At 69.7% G+C, this 16,364-nt stretch carries 13 protein-coding genes and 1 pseudogene; 10 read left to right on the top strand and 4 right to left on the bottom strand.

Annotated elements, in window-relative coordinates; genetic code table 11:
• Positions 1 to 26: 26 nt before the first annotated feature.
• The 3 genes from RDV84_RS06800 to RDV84_RS06810 form a co-directional block, all read right to left on the bottom strand.
• Positions 27 to 566: a hypothetical protein gene (locus RDV84_RS06800; protein WP_309152871.1), complete on the bottom strand. Its 540-nt coding sequence runs from the start codon at positions 564 to 566 to the stop codon at positions 27 to 29.
• Positions 567 to 1,714: 1,148 nt separating this feature from the next.
• Positions 1,715 to 2,527, bottom strand: a complete 813-nt coding sequence (locus RDV84_RS06805) for an ABC transporter permease (RefSeq protein ID WP_078996119.1) — start codon at positions 2,525 to 2,527, stop codon at positions 1,715 to 1,717.
• Positions 2,524 to 3,546, bottom strand: coding sequence for an ABC transporter ATP-binding protein (locus tag RDV84_RS06810; RefSeq protein WP_309152872.1), 1,023 nt, complete (start codon positions 3,544 to 3,546; stop codon positions 2,524 to 2,526). Before RDV84_RS06810 ends, RDV84_RS06805 begins: the two co-directional genes overlap by 4 nt.
• A gap of 235 nt (positions 3,547 to 3,781) precedes the next feature.
• Here RDV84_RS06810 and RDV84_RS06815 point away from each other — a divergent pair, with 235 nt between their 5' ends.
• The 5 genes and pseudogenes from RDV84_RS06815 to RDV84_RS27295 all read left to right on the top strand — a co-directional run.
• On the top strand, positions 3,782 to 4,528 hold the full coding sequence (locus RDV84_RS06815) for a ferredoxin--NADP reductase (RefSeq protein WP_101943574.1): 747 nt from the start codon (positions 3,782 to 3,784) through the stop codon (positions 4,526 to 4,528).
• 255 nt (positions 4,529 to 4,783) lie between these two features.
• Complete coding sequence (locus RDV84_RS06820; protein ID WP_309152873.1) at positions 4,784 to 6,328, top strand: alpha/beta hydrolase; 1,545 nt, start codon at positions 4,784 to 4,786, stop codon at positions 6,326 to 6,328.
• A 106-nt stretch (positions 6,329 to 6,434) separates the two neighbouring features.
• Positions 6,435 to 7,181, top strand: coding sequence for an ABC transporter ATP-binding protein (locus tag RDV84_RS06825; RefSeq protein ID WP_057949744.1), 747 nt, complete (start codon positions 6,435 to 6,437; stop codon positions 7,179 to 7,181).
• Positions 7,178 to 8,365, top strand: coding sequence for an ABC transporter permease (locus RDV84_RS06830; RefSeq protein ID WP_057949743.1), 1,188 nt, complete (start codon positions 7,178 to 7,180; stop codon positions 8,363 to 8,365). The genes RDV84_RS06825 and RDV84_RS06830 overlap by 4 nt, the downstream gene beginning before the upstream one ends.
• 33 nt (positions 8,366 to 8,398) lie before the next feature.
• A pseudogene (locus RDV84_RS27295) lies at positions 8,399 to 8,473 on the top strand (DUF6053 domain-containing protein); the annotation flags it as partial.
• An 86-nt stretch (positions 8,474 to 8,559) separates the two neighbouring features.
• Here RDV84_RS27295 and RDV84_RS06835 read toward each other — a convergent pair.
• Positions 8,560 to 9,600 carry an energy transducer TonB gene (locus RDV84_RS06835; protein WP_078996115.1) on the bottom strand — a complete coding sequence of 347 codons (1,041 nt, stop codon included), beginning with the start codon at positions 9,598 to 9,600 and terminating at the stop codon, positions 8,560 to 8,562.
• Between the two features lie 504 nt (positions 9,601 to 10,104).
• On the opposite strand from RDV84_RS06835, the gene RDV84_RS06840 reads away from it, so the two are divergent.
• The 5 genes from RDV84_RS06840 (at position 10,105) to RDV84_RS06860 (ending at position 16,196) form a co-directional block, all read left to right on the top strand.
• The gene (locus tag RDV84_RS06840; RefSeq protein ID WP_250448495.1) at positions 10,105 to 11,172 is read left to right on the top strand and encodes an SPFH and helix-turn-helix domain-containing protein; all 1,068 of its coding nucleotides are present in this window, start codon (positions 10,105 to 10,107) and stop codon (positions 11,170 to 11,172) included.
• Positions 11,172 to 12,518: a TFIIB-type zinc ribbon-containing protein gene (locus tag RDV84_RS06845; protein ID WP_309152874.1), complete on the top strand. Its 1,347-nt coding sequence runs from the start codon at positions 11,172 to 11,174 to the stop codon at positions 12,516 to 12,518. The genes RDV84_RS06840 and RDV84_RS06845 overlap by 1 nt, the downstream gene beginning before the upstream one ends.
• Before the next feature lie 316 nt (positions 12,519 to 12,834).
• A complete protein-coding gene (locus RDV84_RS06850) occupies positions 12,835 to 14,037 on the top strand; it encodes an MFS transporter (protein ID WP_309152875.1) in 1,203 nt (400 codons plus the stop codon).
• A gap of 33 nt (positions 14,038 to 14,070) precedes the next feature.
• Positions 14,071 to 14,874: a 2,5-didehydrogluconate reductase DkgB gene (dkgB, locus tag RDV84_RS06855; RefSeq protein WP_250448501.1), complete on the top strand. Its 804-nt coding sequence runs from the start codon at positions 14,071 to 14,073 to the stop codon at positions 14,872 to 14,874.
• Between the two features lie 221 nt (positions 14,875 to 15,095).
• Entirely contained in the window at positions 15,096 to 16,196 is a 1,101-nt protein-coding gene (locus tag RDV84_RS06860) for an alkene reductase (protein WP_309152876.1), read from the top strand.
• Positions 16,197 to 16,364: the final 168 nt, after the last annotated feature.

Genomic DNA, 16,364 nt, shown 5'->3' on the forward strand with positions numbered 1-16,364 from the left:
CGTCTGCGCGGCGGGCGCCGGCGCGATCAGTACACGGCCAGATCGCCGCAACCGCCGTCGAACTTGTCCATGCCATCGACATGCACGGCGACCGACTGCATGTGCTTGTTGTCGCCGTCGTCGATGCATTCCTTGCGGCTGATCTCGATGGTCATCGGCTTGGCGCCGTCCTTGGTGTTCAATTCGCCGCTGAGCACGATCAGCGTGCTCGGCGCGTCGGCCGGCTGGCCGTTGTAGCGCGCCGTGCCGCTGGCCTTCTCGCCGCCGCTGCCCCAGGTCAGATCGACCTTGTGGTTCATCTCGCCGGTGGACTGGATATCGATGCTCCAGTGTTCGCCGAAGCCCTTGAACGCGGGCACCGGGCTGAGCTTGCCGACCTGATCGGCGCCGATCTTCGCCGACGGTGGCGCGGCCGGATCGGTCGCGGGCGGCGCGCCCGCATCGGTGCCGGCCGCCGGCGCGACCTCGGCCGGCGGCGGGGCGGCGGCGTCCTTGTTCTGGTCCGGCGCGGTGCACGCGGCGAGGAAGGCGATCGAAGCGATCGCGGCGAGGGGCATCAGGCGCATGGCGGCTCCTTGGGTATGGCGATTACGCCCGGTGCGGGCGGGCTCGTTGTAACGCCTGCCGGGTGCAGGAGGGGTCAACGAGAGGCAGGTCGGTTCAGGGTGGCGACGCGGGTGAGGTTGCGTGTGGATTTTCGTCGTGGCGTTCGATCGGTGAGGGGATGGCAAGGCAGGATCTTTCGGGTGGTAGCGTCGGCGGTTGTAGTTGCGGTTGCCGTTGTTGTTGTTGCTGCTGTTGTTGTTGCTCTTGGCTTGGACGCAACCCCAAGCAAAGCCCACGTCCCACAGCCCCGGAGGGCGCGCGCATGGATGCGCGCGCGCGCCATGGGACAGGATGTCCCTTATGGCGCATCCCCGCGCCGCGCTGACAAAAGAAAGTAGCTCGGCCGCTTGCGGACGAAAGCTTTTGATGGTGGCTTGTCGTCACGCGAGACATCGATAACGGCGGAAGCAACAGCAAAATCAAAATGGGTTCCGGCTTTCGCCGGAATGACGGTTGTGGGGTGGTTGCGTATCCGACTGTAGGAGCGGCGCGAGCCGCGACCGCGGCAACGCAATTACGACGAAACTTCGCGATCGCCGCGATGGCGCGGTCGCGGCTTGCGCCGCTCCTACAGGGGACGTGCCGCGGTGGTTTCTGCTTTTTTGTTTTCGTACGGATGAAGACAAGCGAACATCAAGAGCTTCCGTCCGCAAGCGGCCGGGCCACTTTCTTTGTCTTAAGCCACAAAGAAAGTAACCAAAGAAAAGGCCTTTTTTTCGGATCAAGAGCCACTATGGCTCGAAAGTGGCGCGGGGCCGCGCTATAAGGGGCATCCTGCCCCATGGCGCGCGTGCGCATCCATGCGCGCGCCCTCCGGGGCTGCGGGACGTATGCTTTGCTTGGGGTTGCGTCCAGGCGAACAGCAACAGCAACAGCAACGGCAACGGCAACGGCAACGGCAACGGCAACGGCAACGGCAACGGCCGGAGCAAAATGGATTCCGTCTCTCGCCGCAATCGCGGTAGCTCGGGTTCGTCGTAGTCGCGTCGCCGCGGTCGCGGCTTGCGCCGCTCCTGCACTCGTACATACGGTCACCGACGCGACGCACCGGTGGGAGTTGGCGCGGGACGCGGCCGCGATACCGCAGCCGCGAACGCACACGCCGGCCTCAGCTGCGCAGGCCGACCCCGCGCTTGAGCAGCCACAGGCCCAGCGACGACAACGCCGCCACGAACGCCAGCATCAGCGCGTACGCGACCCACGGCGGTACGTCGCTGCTGCCCAGCAGGCCGTAGCGGAACGCGTTGACCATGTAGAAGATCGGGTTGGCGTGGGTCGCCGCCTCGGCCCACGGCGGCAGCAGCTTGACCGAATAGAACACGCCGCCCAGGTAGGTCAGCGGGGTCAGGATGAAGGTCGGCACGATCGCCACGTCGTCGAACTTCTTCGCGTACACCGCGTTGATGAAGCCGGCCAGCGAGAAGATCGTCGCGCCCAGCAGCACCGTGGTGAAGGTCACCAGCGGGTGCGGGATGCGCACCTTGGTGAAGCACATCGCGATCAGCAGCACGATCGCGCCGACCATCAGCCCGCGCAGCACCGCGCCGGCGACGTAGCCCCACAGGATCACCCAGTTCGGCATCGGGCTGACCAGCAGTTCCTCGACGTGGCGGCCGAACTTGGCGCCGAAGAAGCTCGAGGAGATGTTGCCGTAGCTGTTCTGGATCACGCTCATCATCACCAGGCCCGGGACGATGAACTCCATGTAGCTGTAGCCGCCCATGTCGCCGATGCGCGAGCCGATCAGGCCGCCGAAGATCAGGAAGTACAGGGTCATGGTGATCGCCGGCGGCACCAGGGTCTGGCCCCAGATGCGCAGGATGCGGGTGACTTCGCGGCGCACGATGGTGCCCAGCGCGGTCAGGTTGCGGCGCGCGGGCGAAATCTCGGCGCGATCGGCCGGCTGGATGTCGGTGCTCATGCGGCGCTCCCGGCGGCGGAAGGCTGGGCGATCATGCGCACGAACAGCTCTTCCAGGCGGTTGGACTTGGTGCGCATCGAACGCACGCGGATGCCGGCCTCGCCGAGCGCGGCGAAGACCCGGTTGAGGTCCATCGCGCGCGGCATTTCCAGGTCGAGGGTGTGGTCGTCGGCGGCGGCCAGGGTCGCGCCTTCGATGTACGGCAGCGCGGCCGGCAGCGTGCCGTCGATGTCGAGCAGGAAGCCTTCCACGTCGAGCATCGCCAGCAGCGCCTTCATCGGGCCCTGCTGCACGATCCGGCCCTGGTCGATGATCGCCAGGTTGCGGCACAGGCTCTCGGCTTCTTCCAGGTAATGGGTGGTGAGGATGATGGTGGTGCCGGCGGCGTTGATCTCGCGCAGGGTCTTCCACATCCCGCGGCGTATCTCGATGTCGACGCCGGCGGTGGGCTCGTCGAGGATCAGCAGGCGCGGCCGGGTCATCATCGCCCGCGCGATCATCAGCCGGCGCTTCATGCCGCCCGACAGCGTGCGGCTCATCTTGTCGGCCTTGTCCCACAGCTGCGCGCGCTTGAGCTCCTCTTCGGCGCGCGCCAGCGCCTGCTCGCGCGGCACGCCGTAGAAGCCGGCGTAGTTGACCAGGATGTCGAGCGGCTTCTCGAACATGTTGAAGTTGATCTCCTGCGGCACCAGGCCGATCAGGCGCATGGCCTGGTCGCGGCGGCGCTGCAGGTCGGTGCCGAAGATCTCCACCGCGCCGTCGCTGAGGTTGACCAGCGAACTGACGATGCCGATCAGGGTGGACTTGCCGGCGCCGTTGGGGCCGAGCAGGGCGAAGAAATCGCCCTCGGCGACGTCCAGGGACACGCCCTTGAGCGCCTCGACCTTGTTGTCGTAGGTCTTGCGCAGGTCGCGCACGCGCAGGGCGGGGACGGCGTCGGCGCGCGCGGGGGTGCCGACCGTGGCGGTGCCGGACGTGGCCGGTCGAGGGCCCGTGGCGAGGGCCGTTGGCTGGGTCATTGCGGGAGGGTCTCGGTCGCTGGCCGCGGGCCTCGCGGCGAATGGCTTAGTATAGGCGGCCGCGTGGCCGCACTGCGGCCACAGACTGTTGCGAATCCCGGGTTTGCGCGGCGTCCAGGCGCCGGTCCGGCCGGCATTTTGCGCAGACGGTCGCTTGGCGCGCGCGATGCCGCGGCCGGGCCCCTTTCCGCGCCCGTCCGGCTCCGGCCGGGGGCCCATCGAGAAACCCGTCGCAATGAAGCAATTCCCGCTCAAGCTCGTCTCGCGCCGCATGCTCGCGCCGACCGTCGGCCACTATGTGTTCCAGCGCGACGACGGCGAGCCGCTGGACTACATCCCCGGGCAGTTCATCCAGATCCATTTCCAGTACGCCGACGGCACCACGACCAAGCGCAGCTATTCGCTGGCGACCATCCACGACCACGCGCTGGGTCCCGGCGAGGCGGTGGAGATCGCGGTCAGCTACGTCCCCGGCGGCGCCGCGACCGCGCTGTTCGAAGGTCTGGCCGACGGCGACACGGTCCAGGCCAGCGGCCCGTTCGGCCGCTTCTGCCTGATGCCGGCCGACGCCAACCGCCGCTACCTGCTGATCGCCACCGGCACCGGCGTGACCCCGTACCGGGCGATGCTGCCGCAGCTGGAACAGCAGATCCGCGAGCGCGGCATCGAGGCGGTGCTGCTGTTCGGCGCGCGCACTCCGGCCGAGCTGCTGTACGGCGACGAGTTCCGCGCGTTCGCCGAGCGGGTGCCGGGCTTCCGCTTCGTGCCGTGCTTCTCGCGCGAGCTGCCGGCGCAGCCGCACCCGGACGTGCGCCACGGCTACGTGCAGCAGTTCATCGACGAATTCGCGCCGGACGGCGCCGGCGACATCGCCTACCTGTGCGGCAACCCGAACATGGTCGACGCCTGTTTCGAGGCGCTCAAGGGCCATGGGCTGCCGGTGCCGCAGATCCGGCGGGAGAAGTACGTCTCGTCGAAGTGATCGCTGCGGCCGGGGCGTCCCGGCCGAGAGGAACGCATCGGGCCTGAAGGCCCTCCCGCAACAGCCCGGGCCAGGCAGGTCCGAAGCGCTTGTGGGAGGGCCTTCAGGCCCGATGCGTTCGGCTCCGCCCGCCGCGCCTGCCCACGGCGAAAACCATCGCCGAAAAAAAACCACCCCGAGCGGTCACATTCTTCCCACAACCGTGGTCTGTCATTCTTGCAGGCGCACACCGCCCTGGCGACGAGACCACGGAACATGCCCATCGTTTGCAAGCACCCCCGGCCGCTGCGCGCGGCCTTCGCGTTGATCGCCGCGCTCGCGGCCGCAGGCGTCCTGGCCGGTTGCGACCGCGCCGCCGGCGGCGAGGCCGGCGACGGCAGCGCGCCCAAGCGCCGCTACGGCGCGATCGCGTTCGAACCCTGCACCCTGGCCTCGCCGTTCGCCAGCGGCACCATCGCCGCCCAGTGCGCGCGCTTCAAGGTGCCGGAGAACCACGCCGAGCCCAAGGGCAAGACGATCGAACTCAACCTGGCCTGGCTGCCGCCGAGCGACAACGCGGCGGTCGACGACGACCCGGTGTTCTTCCTCGCCGGCGGCCCCGGTCAGGCCGCGGTGGCGAGCTGGCCCGCGGTCGACGCGGCCTTCCGCGACGTGCGCAAGCGCCGCAGCATCGTGCTGATCGACCAGCGCGGCACCGGCAAGTCCTCGCCGCTGACCTGCGCCGACGCGGTGCCCGACGACGCCGGCGAGCGCGACGAGGCCGCGATCATGGCCGACTCGCTCGCCGCGGTGCGCCGCTGCGCGCAGAACCTCAAGGTCGACGCCCGCCGCTTCACCACCACCGACGCCGTCGCCGACCTCGACGCGGTGCGCGCGGCGATCGGCGCGGCCAAGATCGATCTGGTCGGCGTCTCCTACGGCACCCGCGTCGCCCAGCAGTACGCCGGACGCTATCCCCAGCACACCCGCGCGGTGGTCCTCGACGGCGTGGTCCCCAACGAGCTGGTGCTCGGCACCGAGCACGCGCGCAACCTCGACGCCGCGCTGGCCCAGCAGTTCAAGCTGTGCCAGCAGACGCCGGCCTGCCGCAGCCGCTTCGGCGCCGCGCCGCGCGAGCAGCTGCGCCAGCTGATGGCGCGGCTGCAGGCCGATCCGGTCGAGGTCGACTACCGCGATCCGTCCACCGGCGAGCCCGGCCGCGAACGCGTCACCGCCGGCCACGTGGCCATGCTCACGCGCATGTTCTCCTACCAGCCCGAAGCCGCCTCGCTGCTGCCGCTGGTGCTGTCGGAGGCCGACCAGGGCCGCTACGCGCCGCTGCTGGCGTTGTCGAAGATGATCGGCGGCCAGCTCAGCGAGGAGATCAACTACGGCATGCAGCTGTCGGTGACCTGCGCCGAGGACGCCGACCTGTTCGTCGCCGACCCGGCCGACAAGGACACCGTGCTCGGCGCGGCGATGACCGACGCGCTGACCGCCCAGTGCAAGGTCTGGCCGACCGGCGCGCGGCCGAAGCACTTCCACGAACCGCTGCGCTCGGACGTGCCGGTGCTGCTGCTGTCGGGCGAACTCGACCCGGTGACGCCGCCGCGCTACGGCGACCAGGTGCTCAAGCACCTGCCCAACGGCCGCCACCTGATCCTGCGCGGCCAGGGCCACAGTACCTTGCGCATCGGCTGCGCGCCCAAGCTGCTCGGCCAGTTCCTGGAAAGCGCCGACGCCAAGAAGCTCGACGCGCGCTGCCTGGACGCGCTGGGCTATGTGCCGCCGTTCGTTTCGTTCAACGGGTGGGAACCGTAACCGCCGGCGGCCGGACGCGGGATCGGATCGACCGTCCCCGCTCCCGGTTCCGCGGCGCGACCGCGCGCCGACCGCGCGTCCCCATTCTCGATTCCCGGACACAGACATGATCATCGCCCACGACCTGCATAAATCCTTCAAGACCAAGACCGGCACCGTCGCCGCGGTGCAAGGCGTCGACTTCGAAGCGCGCGACGGTCAGATCACCGGCCTGCTCGGGCCCAACGGCGCCGGCAAGACCACCACCTTGCGCATGCTCTACACGCTGATGCGGCCCGACCGCGGCGAGGTGCGCGTGGACGGCGTCGACGCGGCCCAGGACCCGGCCGCGGTGCGCCGCGCGCTCGGCGTATTGCCCGACGCGCGCGGGGTGTACAAGCGCCTGACCGCGCGCGAGAACATCGCCTACTTCGGCGAACTTCACGGCCTGGGCCGCGCCCAGATCGAACAGCGCACGCTGGCGTTGGCCAAGGCGCTGGACATGGGCGACATCCTCGACCGCCAGACCGAGGGCTTCTCGCAAGGCCAGCGCACCAAGACCGCGATCGCCCGCGCGCTGGTGCACGACCCGCGCAACGTGATCCTGGACGAACCCACCAACGGCCTGGACGTGATGACCACCCGCGCGATGCGCGGATTCCTGCGCGGACTGCGCGAAGAAGGACGCTGCGTGATCTTCTCCAGCCACATCATGCAAGAGGTCGCCGCGCTGTGCGACCGCATCGTGATCATCGCCAAGGGCCAGGTCGTCGCCGCCGGCACCGCCGACGAACTGCGCGCCCAGACCGGCGAGGACAATCTGGAAGACGCCTTCGTCAAGGCGATCGGCAGCGACGAGGGCCTGCACGCATGAACACCCACGCCTTCGCCGCTTTCTGGTCGGTCGTGCGCAAGGAACTGCGCGACATCTCGCGCGACCGCCGCACCCTCGCCATCACCCTGCTGATGGGCCCGCTGCTGTATCCGCTGCTGATGTTGGGCATGGGCTCGCTGGCCGAGAACCGCGCGCGCACCCAGCTCGACAGCGCGCTCAAGGTACCGGTGCGCGGCGCCGAGCACGCGCCGAACCTGGTCAAGTTCCTGGCCACCCAGAACATCGTCGCGGTGCCCGCGCCGAAGGACCTGGACGCGGCGGTGCGCAACCAGGACCACGACGTCGGCCTGATCGTCGCGGCCGATTTCGCCAAGGACTGGAAGGCCGGGCAGCCGGCGCTGGTGGAGATCGTCCAGGACAGCACCCGCCGCGACGCCGACATCCCGGCGCGGCGGCTGCACGCGGCGCTGGAGGGCTACAGCCGCCAGGTCGGCGCGCTGCGGCTGCTGGCGCGCGGGATCTCGGCCAACGTGGTCCAGCCGGTCAACGTCGCCGACCGCGACGTCGCCACCGCCGAGGCCAAGCGCGGCCTGGTGCTGTCGGCGCTGCTGCCGTACCTGTTGATCATGACCTCCTTCGCCGGCGGCGCGTTCCTGATCATCGACGCCACCGCCGGCGAGCGCGAGCGGCAATCGCTGGAACCGTTGCTGGCCACGCCGGCGCCGCGCTCGGCGATCGTCAGCGGCAAGATCGCCGCGGCCTGCGTGCTGGGATTGTTCTCGCTGCTGCTGACCCTGCTGGCGTTCAAGCTCAGCGCGCAGATGAGCAGCGGGATCGGGCGCATGCTCGACGTCAGCCTGTACTCGATCGGCAAGATGCTGCTGATCCTGCTGCCGATGTCGTTCATCGGCACCGCGCTGCTGACTTATCTGTCGGCCGCGGCCAAGAGCCTGAAGGAAGCGCAGAGCCACGTGACCTGGCTGATGCTGCTGCCGCTGCTGCCGACCTTCGTGCTGATGGTCAATCCGCTCAAGACCCAGCTGTGGCAGTTCGCGGTCCCGTTCCTGGCGCAGAACCAGCTGCTGCTCAAGGTGATCCGCGGCGAAGCCATCAGCGGCCAGACCTGGGCGATGTACCTGGCTTGCGGCTTCGGCCTGGCGGCGCTGCTGTGGATCGCGGCGGTACGTCGCTACCACAACGAGCGGCTGGCGATTTCGGGCTGATCCGCGAAGGCCCTTCGATGGAAGGGCTTTTCTGTGGGAGGGCTTTCAAGCCCGACGCTTTTGTTTCAGGTTGCGGCGATCGGAGCCAAGAGCGTCGGGCCTGAAGGCCCTCCCACAAAACTGCAGGCCTTCCCGCAAGAAAGAAAAAGCCCGGCGCGAGCCGGGCTTTTTCGTTTCGGTCGCGTCCGCCGCGATCAACCGCCCGGATTGAACCCGATCGTGCGGCGCGTGGTGACCGGCGCGGCGACCGGCTGGAAGCGCCACTTGCGCACCGCGTTGACCGCTTCGCGGTCGAACACCCGCGGCGGGTTGGCGCGGACCACGCGCGCGGCGGTGACCGAGCCGTCGGTGCCGACGGTGAACTCGACCTGGACTTCGCCGGAGGTGCCCGCGCGCAACGCGTCGGGCGGGTAGCGCGGGGCCGGGGTCGAAACCGCGCGCAGTTCGCTCGGCGCGGCGGCCGGTGCGCTCGGCGCGGCCGGCGCCGGGGCCGGACGTTCCGGCGCGACGGCCGGCGCGGCGGCGCGCTGCTCGGCCGCGCGCTGTTCGGCGGCGCGTTGTTCGGCCGCGCGCTGGGTCGCGGCCTGGCGTTCGGCCGCCTGCTGCGTGGCCAGCTGCTGCGCGGCCTGTTGCTGCTGTTGCTGCTGCTGGGCCAGGCGCTGCTTCTCCAGCTCGGCCTGCTTGCGCGCCTGCTCCTCGGCGGTGAGCTTTTCCTGTTCGGCGCGCTTGGTCACCGCCTGCTGGGCGGCGCCGATGGAGGCCTTGAGCCGGGCCAGGGCCGGGTGCTGCGGGTCGGCGCGTTCGATCAGCGCCGACAGGCGCTGGGCTTCGCTGAAATCCTCGCGGCCGATGCTTTGCTCGGTGGCGATCACCGTCATCGGCAGCAGGTCGGTCAGCGCGCTGGAGGCCACCGCATCGGCCGGCGCCTTCTCGCGCAGGGCCAGGTAGTACTCCACCGCATTGTCTTCGACCGGTGCGTACAGGCGGTTCTCCGCGTACGCCTTGCGCGCGGCTTCGCGCAGTTGCTCCACCGACAGGGCCGAGACCTTGGCCGAGACGGCGTTGTTCGCGCTCGCCGCCGGTGCGGCGGCGTTCGGCGCGGCCTGCTCCGGCGCGGCCGGGGCGGCGTCTTCCTTCTTACCGCAGGCCGCCAGCGCGCATCCGAGCGCGAACACGGCGGACACCTGCTTCACAGCGGACAGCCGGCTGTAGTGCCGGTCGTTATTGGCGATCATCGATAAAAGCTCCCCTGAAGTACGCGAGTCCCCGTCCGATACGGGGCCGGGCGCACGCCGGATAGAACGCGCCAGCGAGCCGCGTTTGTCAAGCATTCAGGTTGCCGCGGCCCCCGCGATGGGCGTCAGGGGCCGAGTGTGCCATCCATCGCGGGGCGCACCGATACCGGGTGTGTCGGTTCGCGGCGGCGCACGCGACCGGCGCCACAGTTCTCGCGCTTGCCGGCACCGTCGCGGCGGTGCCCCGTGCGGTTACGGATGGACGCAGCGCGGCAGGTCGGCGCGCGGGCGTGGAATCGATGCGCTCCGGCGCTGCATCGAGCCCGGCCCGGCCGCGCAACCTGGCGCTCTCGGCGCGGCGCCGGCCGCCTGTGGGCCGGGCCGCCGGCCGCCGACGCCGTCGCGCCGCCCGCGGGTCCACCCCGGCCTGCGCGCCGGCATGCGGCGCGCGAACCGGCTGTCTTAGAATCGGCCGCACCACTGGCAGGAAGCGGGAGCGGCACCATGAGCATTCTGGGTTTCATCAAGGGCGAACTGCTGGAGATCATCGAGTGGACCGATGACTCGCGCGACACCCTCTCCTACCGCTATCCGGACGACGACAAGGAGATCAAGAACGGCGCCCAGCTGATCGTGCGCGAGTCGCAGCAGGTCCAGTTCGTCGCCGCCGGCCAGTACGCCGACCTGTTCGGTCCCGGCAAGCACACCCTCAAGACCGAGAACATCCCGGTCCTGTCGACCATCCTGGGTTGGAAGTACGGCTTCGATTCGCCGTTCAAGTGCGACGTCTACTTCCTCAACACCCGGTTGTTCACCGGCAACAAGTGGGGCACCGCCAACCCGGTGATGATGCGCGACGCCGACTTCGGCGTGGTCCGCCTGCGCGCGTTCGGCACCTACGACTTCCGCATCGTCGATCCGCCGAAGTTCCTCCGGGAAGTGGCCGGCACCGACCAGAATTTCCGCCTCGACGAATTCGCCGACACCATGCGTTCGCGCATCGTCAGCGTGTTCACCGAGGCCCTGGCCACCGCCAAGGTGCCGGCGCTGGACGTGGCCTCGCGCTACAGCGAACTCGGCGACGCGCTGCTGCCGGTGATCAACCCGGCGATGACCTCCAAGTACGGCATCGAGATCACCTCGTTCGTGCTGGAGAACGTGTCGGTGCCGCCGGAGGTGGAGAAGGCCATCGACGCGCGCTCGAGCATGAGCGCGGTCGGCAACCTCAACGACTACGTCAAGTTCCAGATGGGCAGCGCGATGGGCCAGGGCGGCGACGCCTCGGCCGCGGTGCCGGCGCAGATGGCGGTCGGCTTCGGCATCGCCCAGGAAATGATGCGCGGCATGCAGGGCGCGCCGGGCGCGGCGCCGGCGCAGGCCGCGGCGCCCGCCGACGCCGCCCCCGCCGCCGCCGGGCTCGAAGTGCTCACGCCCGAACAGGCCGCCGCCGCGCTCGGCGTGTCGGTCGAGGACGTGATGGCGGCGATCGCCGCCGGCGACCTCAAGGCGCGCAAGATCGGCAACGCCACCCGCATCGCCAAGTCCGCGCTCGAAGAATTCCTGCGCGGCTGATGGACAAGGCCACCGTCGGAAAACATCCCTGCCCGGAGTGCGGCGGGGATCTGCAATGGAATGCGGCCAAGCAGGCGCTGGCCTGCCCGTACTGCGGCACCGTGGTGCCGCTGGCGCAGGCGCCGCAGGGCGCCGGCGACGGCAGCGCGCAGATCGTCGAGCACGATCTGGAACAGGCGCTGGCGCGGCTGCCGCCCGAGTCGCCGGGCGCGAACGCGCCGGCCGCGACCGCGACCGGCGCGCAGGACCCGGACCTCGCCGCGATCCACGCCACCATCGAGCGGCTGGCGCGCACGCCCGGCGGCGCGCCGGCGACCGCCAGCAGCTGGAGCGTCAAGGCCAGCGGCGCGGACGGCGGCGGATTCGAGCTCAAGGGCTCGCAAAACGGCCACGCGCTCGACCTGCTGCGCAGCATGGCCGCGACCCCGCCCGAGCAGCGCGGCTACGGCGCGCAGCGGCGCGAGGTGCAGTGCCAGAGCTGCCACGCGATCTCGGTGTTCGTCGACGGCAAGGTCGCCGACCGCTGCGAGTTCTGCGGCTCGCCCTCGATCATCGACCACGAGTCGCTCGGCGATGCGATCACCCCGGAAAGCCTGCTGCCGTTCAAGGTCAGCGACGGCCAGGTGCGCGACGCGATCCGCAAGTGGTACGGCAGCCGCTGGTTCGCGCCGAACCGGCTCAAGACCGCGGCGCTGACCGACACGCTCAAGGGCGTGTACCTGCCGTACTGGACCTTCGACGCCGACGTGTCCGCGCGCTGGAGCGCCGAGGCCGGTCATTACTACTACGTCACCGAGAGCTACACCGAGAACGGCCAGCGCAAGACCCGCGAGGTGCAGAAGATCCGCTGGGAACCGGCCTCGGGCGCATTGCAGCTGTTCTTCAACGACGAACTGGTGCCGGGCACGGTCGGCGTGCACGCGGACCTGCTGCAGAAGATCGGCGACTTCCCCACCGCCAGCGACCTCAAGCCGTACTCGCCCGAGTTCGTGCGCGGCTGGACCGTGGAGCGTTACCAGGTGGACCTGCGCCAGGCCGCCCAGCGCGGCGAGGCGCAGATGCGCGCACGCACCCGCGACGCCTGCTCGGCGGAAGTGCCGGGCGACACCCAGCGCAACCTGCAGGTCGACGCGACCCTGAGCCGGCGCACCTTCAAGCACGTGCTGGTGCCGGTGTGGCTGGTCAGCTACACCTACGGCTCGCGCAGCTATCAGGTGCTGGCCAACGGCTACACCGGCGCGCTGGCCGGCGAGCGGCCGTACAGCTGGATCAAGATCGCCTTCGCCGTGGCGGCCGCGGCGATCGCGCTGCTGGTCCTGCTGGCGGTGTTCGGCGCCAATCGCTGAGCGTTATCCACAGGCGGGGTTTATCCACAGCTTCGGGACCGCGCCGGTGTTCGCGGCGCTGGCATCGCAGGTTGTGGATAGACCAGCTGTGGATAAGCCGGCTGTGGATAAACCGAACCGCCTCTATCGCCTTGCGCAGCCTGGTTTTCCCGGAGGTTGTGCGGATCTTGTACCGCTCTTATCCACAACCCGCGCCGCTTCGATATTTGATTTTCAGTCAAATGTAATTCGATAGAACCCGTATTTTTCCGCAAAGGCCGTCCGCCGACACTGCGCATCCCGAACCGCCGAATCCTTCGGCCCCTGGATGCCCGCCATGCCCCTCGCCCTGTTGGCCCTGACCCTCGGCGCCTTCGCCATCGGCACCACCGAGTTCGTCATCGTCGGCCTGATCCCGACCCTCGCCGCCGACCTGCGCGTCGACCTGCCCTCGGCCGGCCTGCTGGTCAGCCTGTACGCGCTGGCCGTCGCGCTCGGCGCGCCGCTGCTGACCGCGCTGACCGGGCGGGTGCCGCGCAAGGCGCTGCTGGTCGGGCTGATGGCCGTGTTCACCGTCGGCAACGTGGTCGCCTGGCTGGCGCCCGGCTACGCCACCCTGGTCGTCGCGCGCGTGCTGACCGGCCTGGCCCACGGCGTGTTCTTCTCGGTCGGCTCGATCATCGCGACCAGCCTGGTGCCGAAGGAAAAGGCCGCCAGCGCCATCGCCACCATGTTCAGCGGCATGACCGTGGCCTTCGTCACCGGCATCCCGCTGGGCACCTTCCTCGGCCAGCACTTCGGCTGGCGTTCGACCTTCCTCGCCGTCGCCGGCTTCGGCCTGATCGCGCTGGCCGGCAGCGCGCTGTTCGTGCCGCGGCGGATCGCCCACGCCGCGCCGGCGCCGCTGCGCCAGCAGGCGGCATTGCTGCTGCAACCGCGCCTGCTGCTGGTCTACGCGATGACCGCGGTCGGCTACGGCGGCTCGCTGATCGCCTTCACCTTCCTCGCCCCGATCCTGCAGGACATCGCCGGACTCGGCCCGAACCTGGTCGGCGCGGTGCTGTTGGCCTATGGCGTGTCGGTCGCGGTCGGCAACGTTTGGGGCGGCCGCCTCGCCGACCGCCACGGCCCGGTCAAGGCGCTCAAGACCATCTTCGCGCTGCTCGCCGCGGTGCTGCTGGCGCTGACCTTCACCGCGCACAGCCCGTGGCTGGTGGTGCTCACGGCGCTGGCCTGGGGCGCGGTCGCGTTCGGCAACGTGCCCGGCCTGCAGGTGTACGTGGTCAAGCAGGCGCAGCGCTACGCGCCGCAAGCGGTCGACACCGCCGCCGGTTTCAACATCGCCGCGTTCAACCTCGGCGTCGCCGGCGGCGCCTGGGCCGGTGGACAGGTCGTCGCCCACCTCGGCCTCGCCCACACCCCGTGGATCGCCGCGCTGGTGGTGTTCGCCGCGTTCGGCCTGACCGCGCTGAGCGGCCGCCTCGACCGCCGCGACGGCGTCGCCGACCGCGCCGACGGCCTCGCCGTCGCCGCGCACTGAATCCTTCCCCGCTTACTTTCCGGAGATATCCACATGAGCGTTCCCGCTTTCGGCCTCGGCACCTTCCGCCTCCAGGGCCAGACCGTCGTCGATTCCGTCCGCACCGGCCTGGAACTCGGCTACCGCGCCATCGACACCGCGCAGATCTACGGCAACGAAGCGCAGGTCGGCCAAGCGCTCGCCGACAGCGGCGTGGCGCGTGGCGAGGTGTACCTCACCACCAAGATCTGGATCGACAACCTCGCACGCGAGCGGCTTATCCCCAGCCTGCGCGAGAGTCTGGCCAAGCTGCGCAGCGACTACGTCGACCTGACCCTGATCCACTGGCCCTCGCCGAACGACGCGGTGGCCGTGGACGAATTCATGGCCGCGCTGCTGCAGGCCAAGCGCGAAGGCCTGACCCGCGCGATCGGCGTGTCCAACTTCAACATCGACCTGATGCAGCGCGCGATCGCCGCGGTCGGCAGCGATGAGATCGCCACCAACCAGGTCGAGCTGCATCCGTACCTGCAGAACCGCAAGCTCGCGCAGTTCGCGCGCGAGGCGGGGATCGGGCTGACCTCGTACATGACCCTGGCCTACGGCAAGGTGTTGAACGATCCCGCGCTTGTGGATATCGCCGGCAAGCATCGCGCCACGCCGGCGCAGGTGGCGCTGGCCTGGGCGATGCAGTCGGGCTATGCGGTGATTCCGTCGTCGACCAAACGCGAGAACCTCGCCGGCAACCTGCTGGCGATGTCGCTCCGCCTGGACGATGAGGACCTGCGGCGCATCGCGGCGCTGGATCGCGGCGAGCGGTTGACCGATCCGGCGGGGTTGGCGCCGGCGTGGGATTGAGGCGGTTGCGCGGTCGTTGAGTGTTCGCGGTCGCGACTCGCGTCGCTCCTGCGCGAGCCGCGGCCGCTACGCGATCTCCGTGCAGGAGCGACGCGAGTCGCGACCGCCATCGCGCACGTTCGCCCCGCAGCCTCACCCACGCAACATAGCATCGGCGCCGCGACGCCTACCCGCGCGCACGCCGCGCCCCACATCGTCCCCAACTCCCGCGAGATTCCCCCATGTTGTTCACCCCACACCGCATCGGCGCCCTCGACGTCCCCAACCGCATCGTCATGCCGCCGATGACCCGCTCGCGCGCCGGCCGCGGCGAAGTCGCCACCGAACTGATGGCGCAGTACTACGCCCAGCGCGCCGGCGCCGGCCTGATCGTCAGCGAAGGCACCCAGATCAGCCGCCAGGGCCAGGGCTACGCCTGGACGCCCGGCATCCACACACCCGAACAAGTCGCCGGATGGCGCCGCGTCGCCGACGCCGTGCACGCCGCGGGCGGACGCATCTTCGCCCAGCTCTGGCATGTCGGCCGCGTCTCCCACATCGCCCTGCAGGACGGCGGCGCCGCGCCGGTGTCGTCGTCGGCGTTGATCGCGCAAGGCGTCAAGGTGTTCGTCGACCCCGAAGGCCGCGGCCCCGAAGCGGGCGTCGGCGAAATGGTCCAGCACTCCGCGCCGCGCGCGCTGCGCCTGGACGAAATTCCCGGCATCGTCGCCGACTACGCCCAAGCCGCGCGCAACGCCATCGCCGCCGGCTTCGACGGCATCGAACTGCACGGCGCCAACGGCTACCTGATCAACCAATTCATCGACTCGCAAGCCAACGCGCGCGACGACGAATACGGCGGATCGCTGCCCAACCGCCTGCGCTTCCTGCGCGAAGTCGCCCAGGCCGTGAGCGACGCCATCGGCGCCGACCGCGTCGGCGTACGCCTGGCCCCGCTGACCACGCTGCAAGGCGCGGTCGACGACACCCCGCAAGCGACCTACCTGGCCGCCGCCAAACTCCTGGACGACATCGGCATCGCCTACCTGCACATCGCCGAAGCCGACTGGGACGACGCCCCCGGCATGCCCGACGCGTTCCGCGAAGCCTTGCGCATGATCTATCGCGGCACGCTGATCTACTCGGGCAAATACACCAAGGCGCGCGCCGAGAATGCATTGGCGCGCGGCTGGGCCGACCTGATCGGCTTCGGCCGGCCGTTCATCGCCAATCCGGATTTGCCGTATCGGTTGCAGCACGACGTGCCGTTGAACGAAGGCGATCGTTCGCGGTACTTCGGCGGTGGGGCCGAAGGCTACACGGACTATTCGCGCGCGGCGTAGTCACAACACAGCGACTGTAGGAGCGACGCGAGTCGCGACCGCGACAACGCGCTTACGACGCCACTGCAACAACGCGGTCGCGGCTCGCGCCGCTCCTACAGGTAGGTCGCCGAGACCATCGCGACCTTGGAACTCGGATCGTGGCGCTCGTTTATCCACAACTCTGCG

Source organism: Lysobacter yananisis (assembly GCF_031199375.1).
Lineage (GTDB): Bacteria > Pseudomonadota > Gammaproteobacteria > Xanthomonadales > Xanthomonadaceae > Lysobacter > Lysobacter yananisis.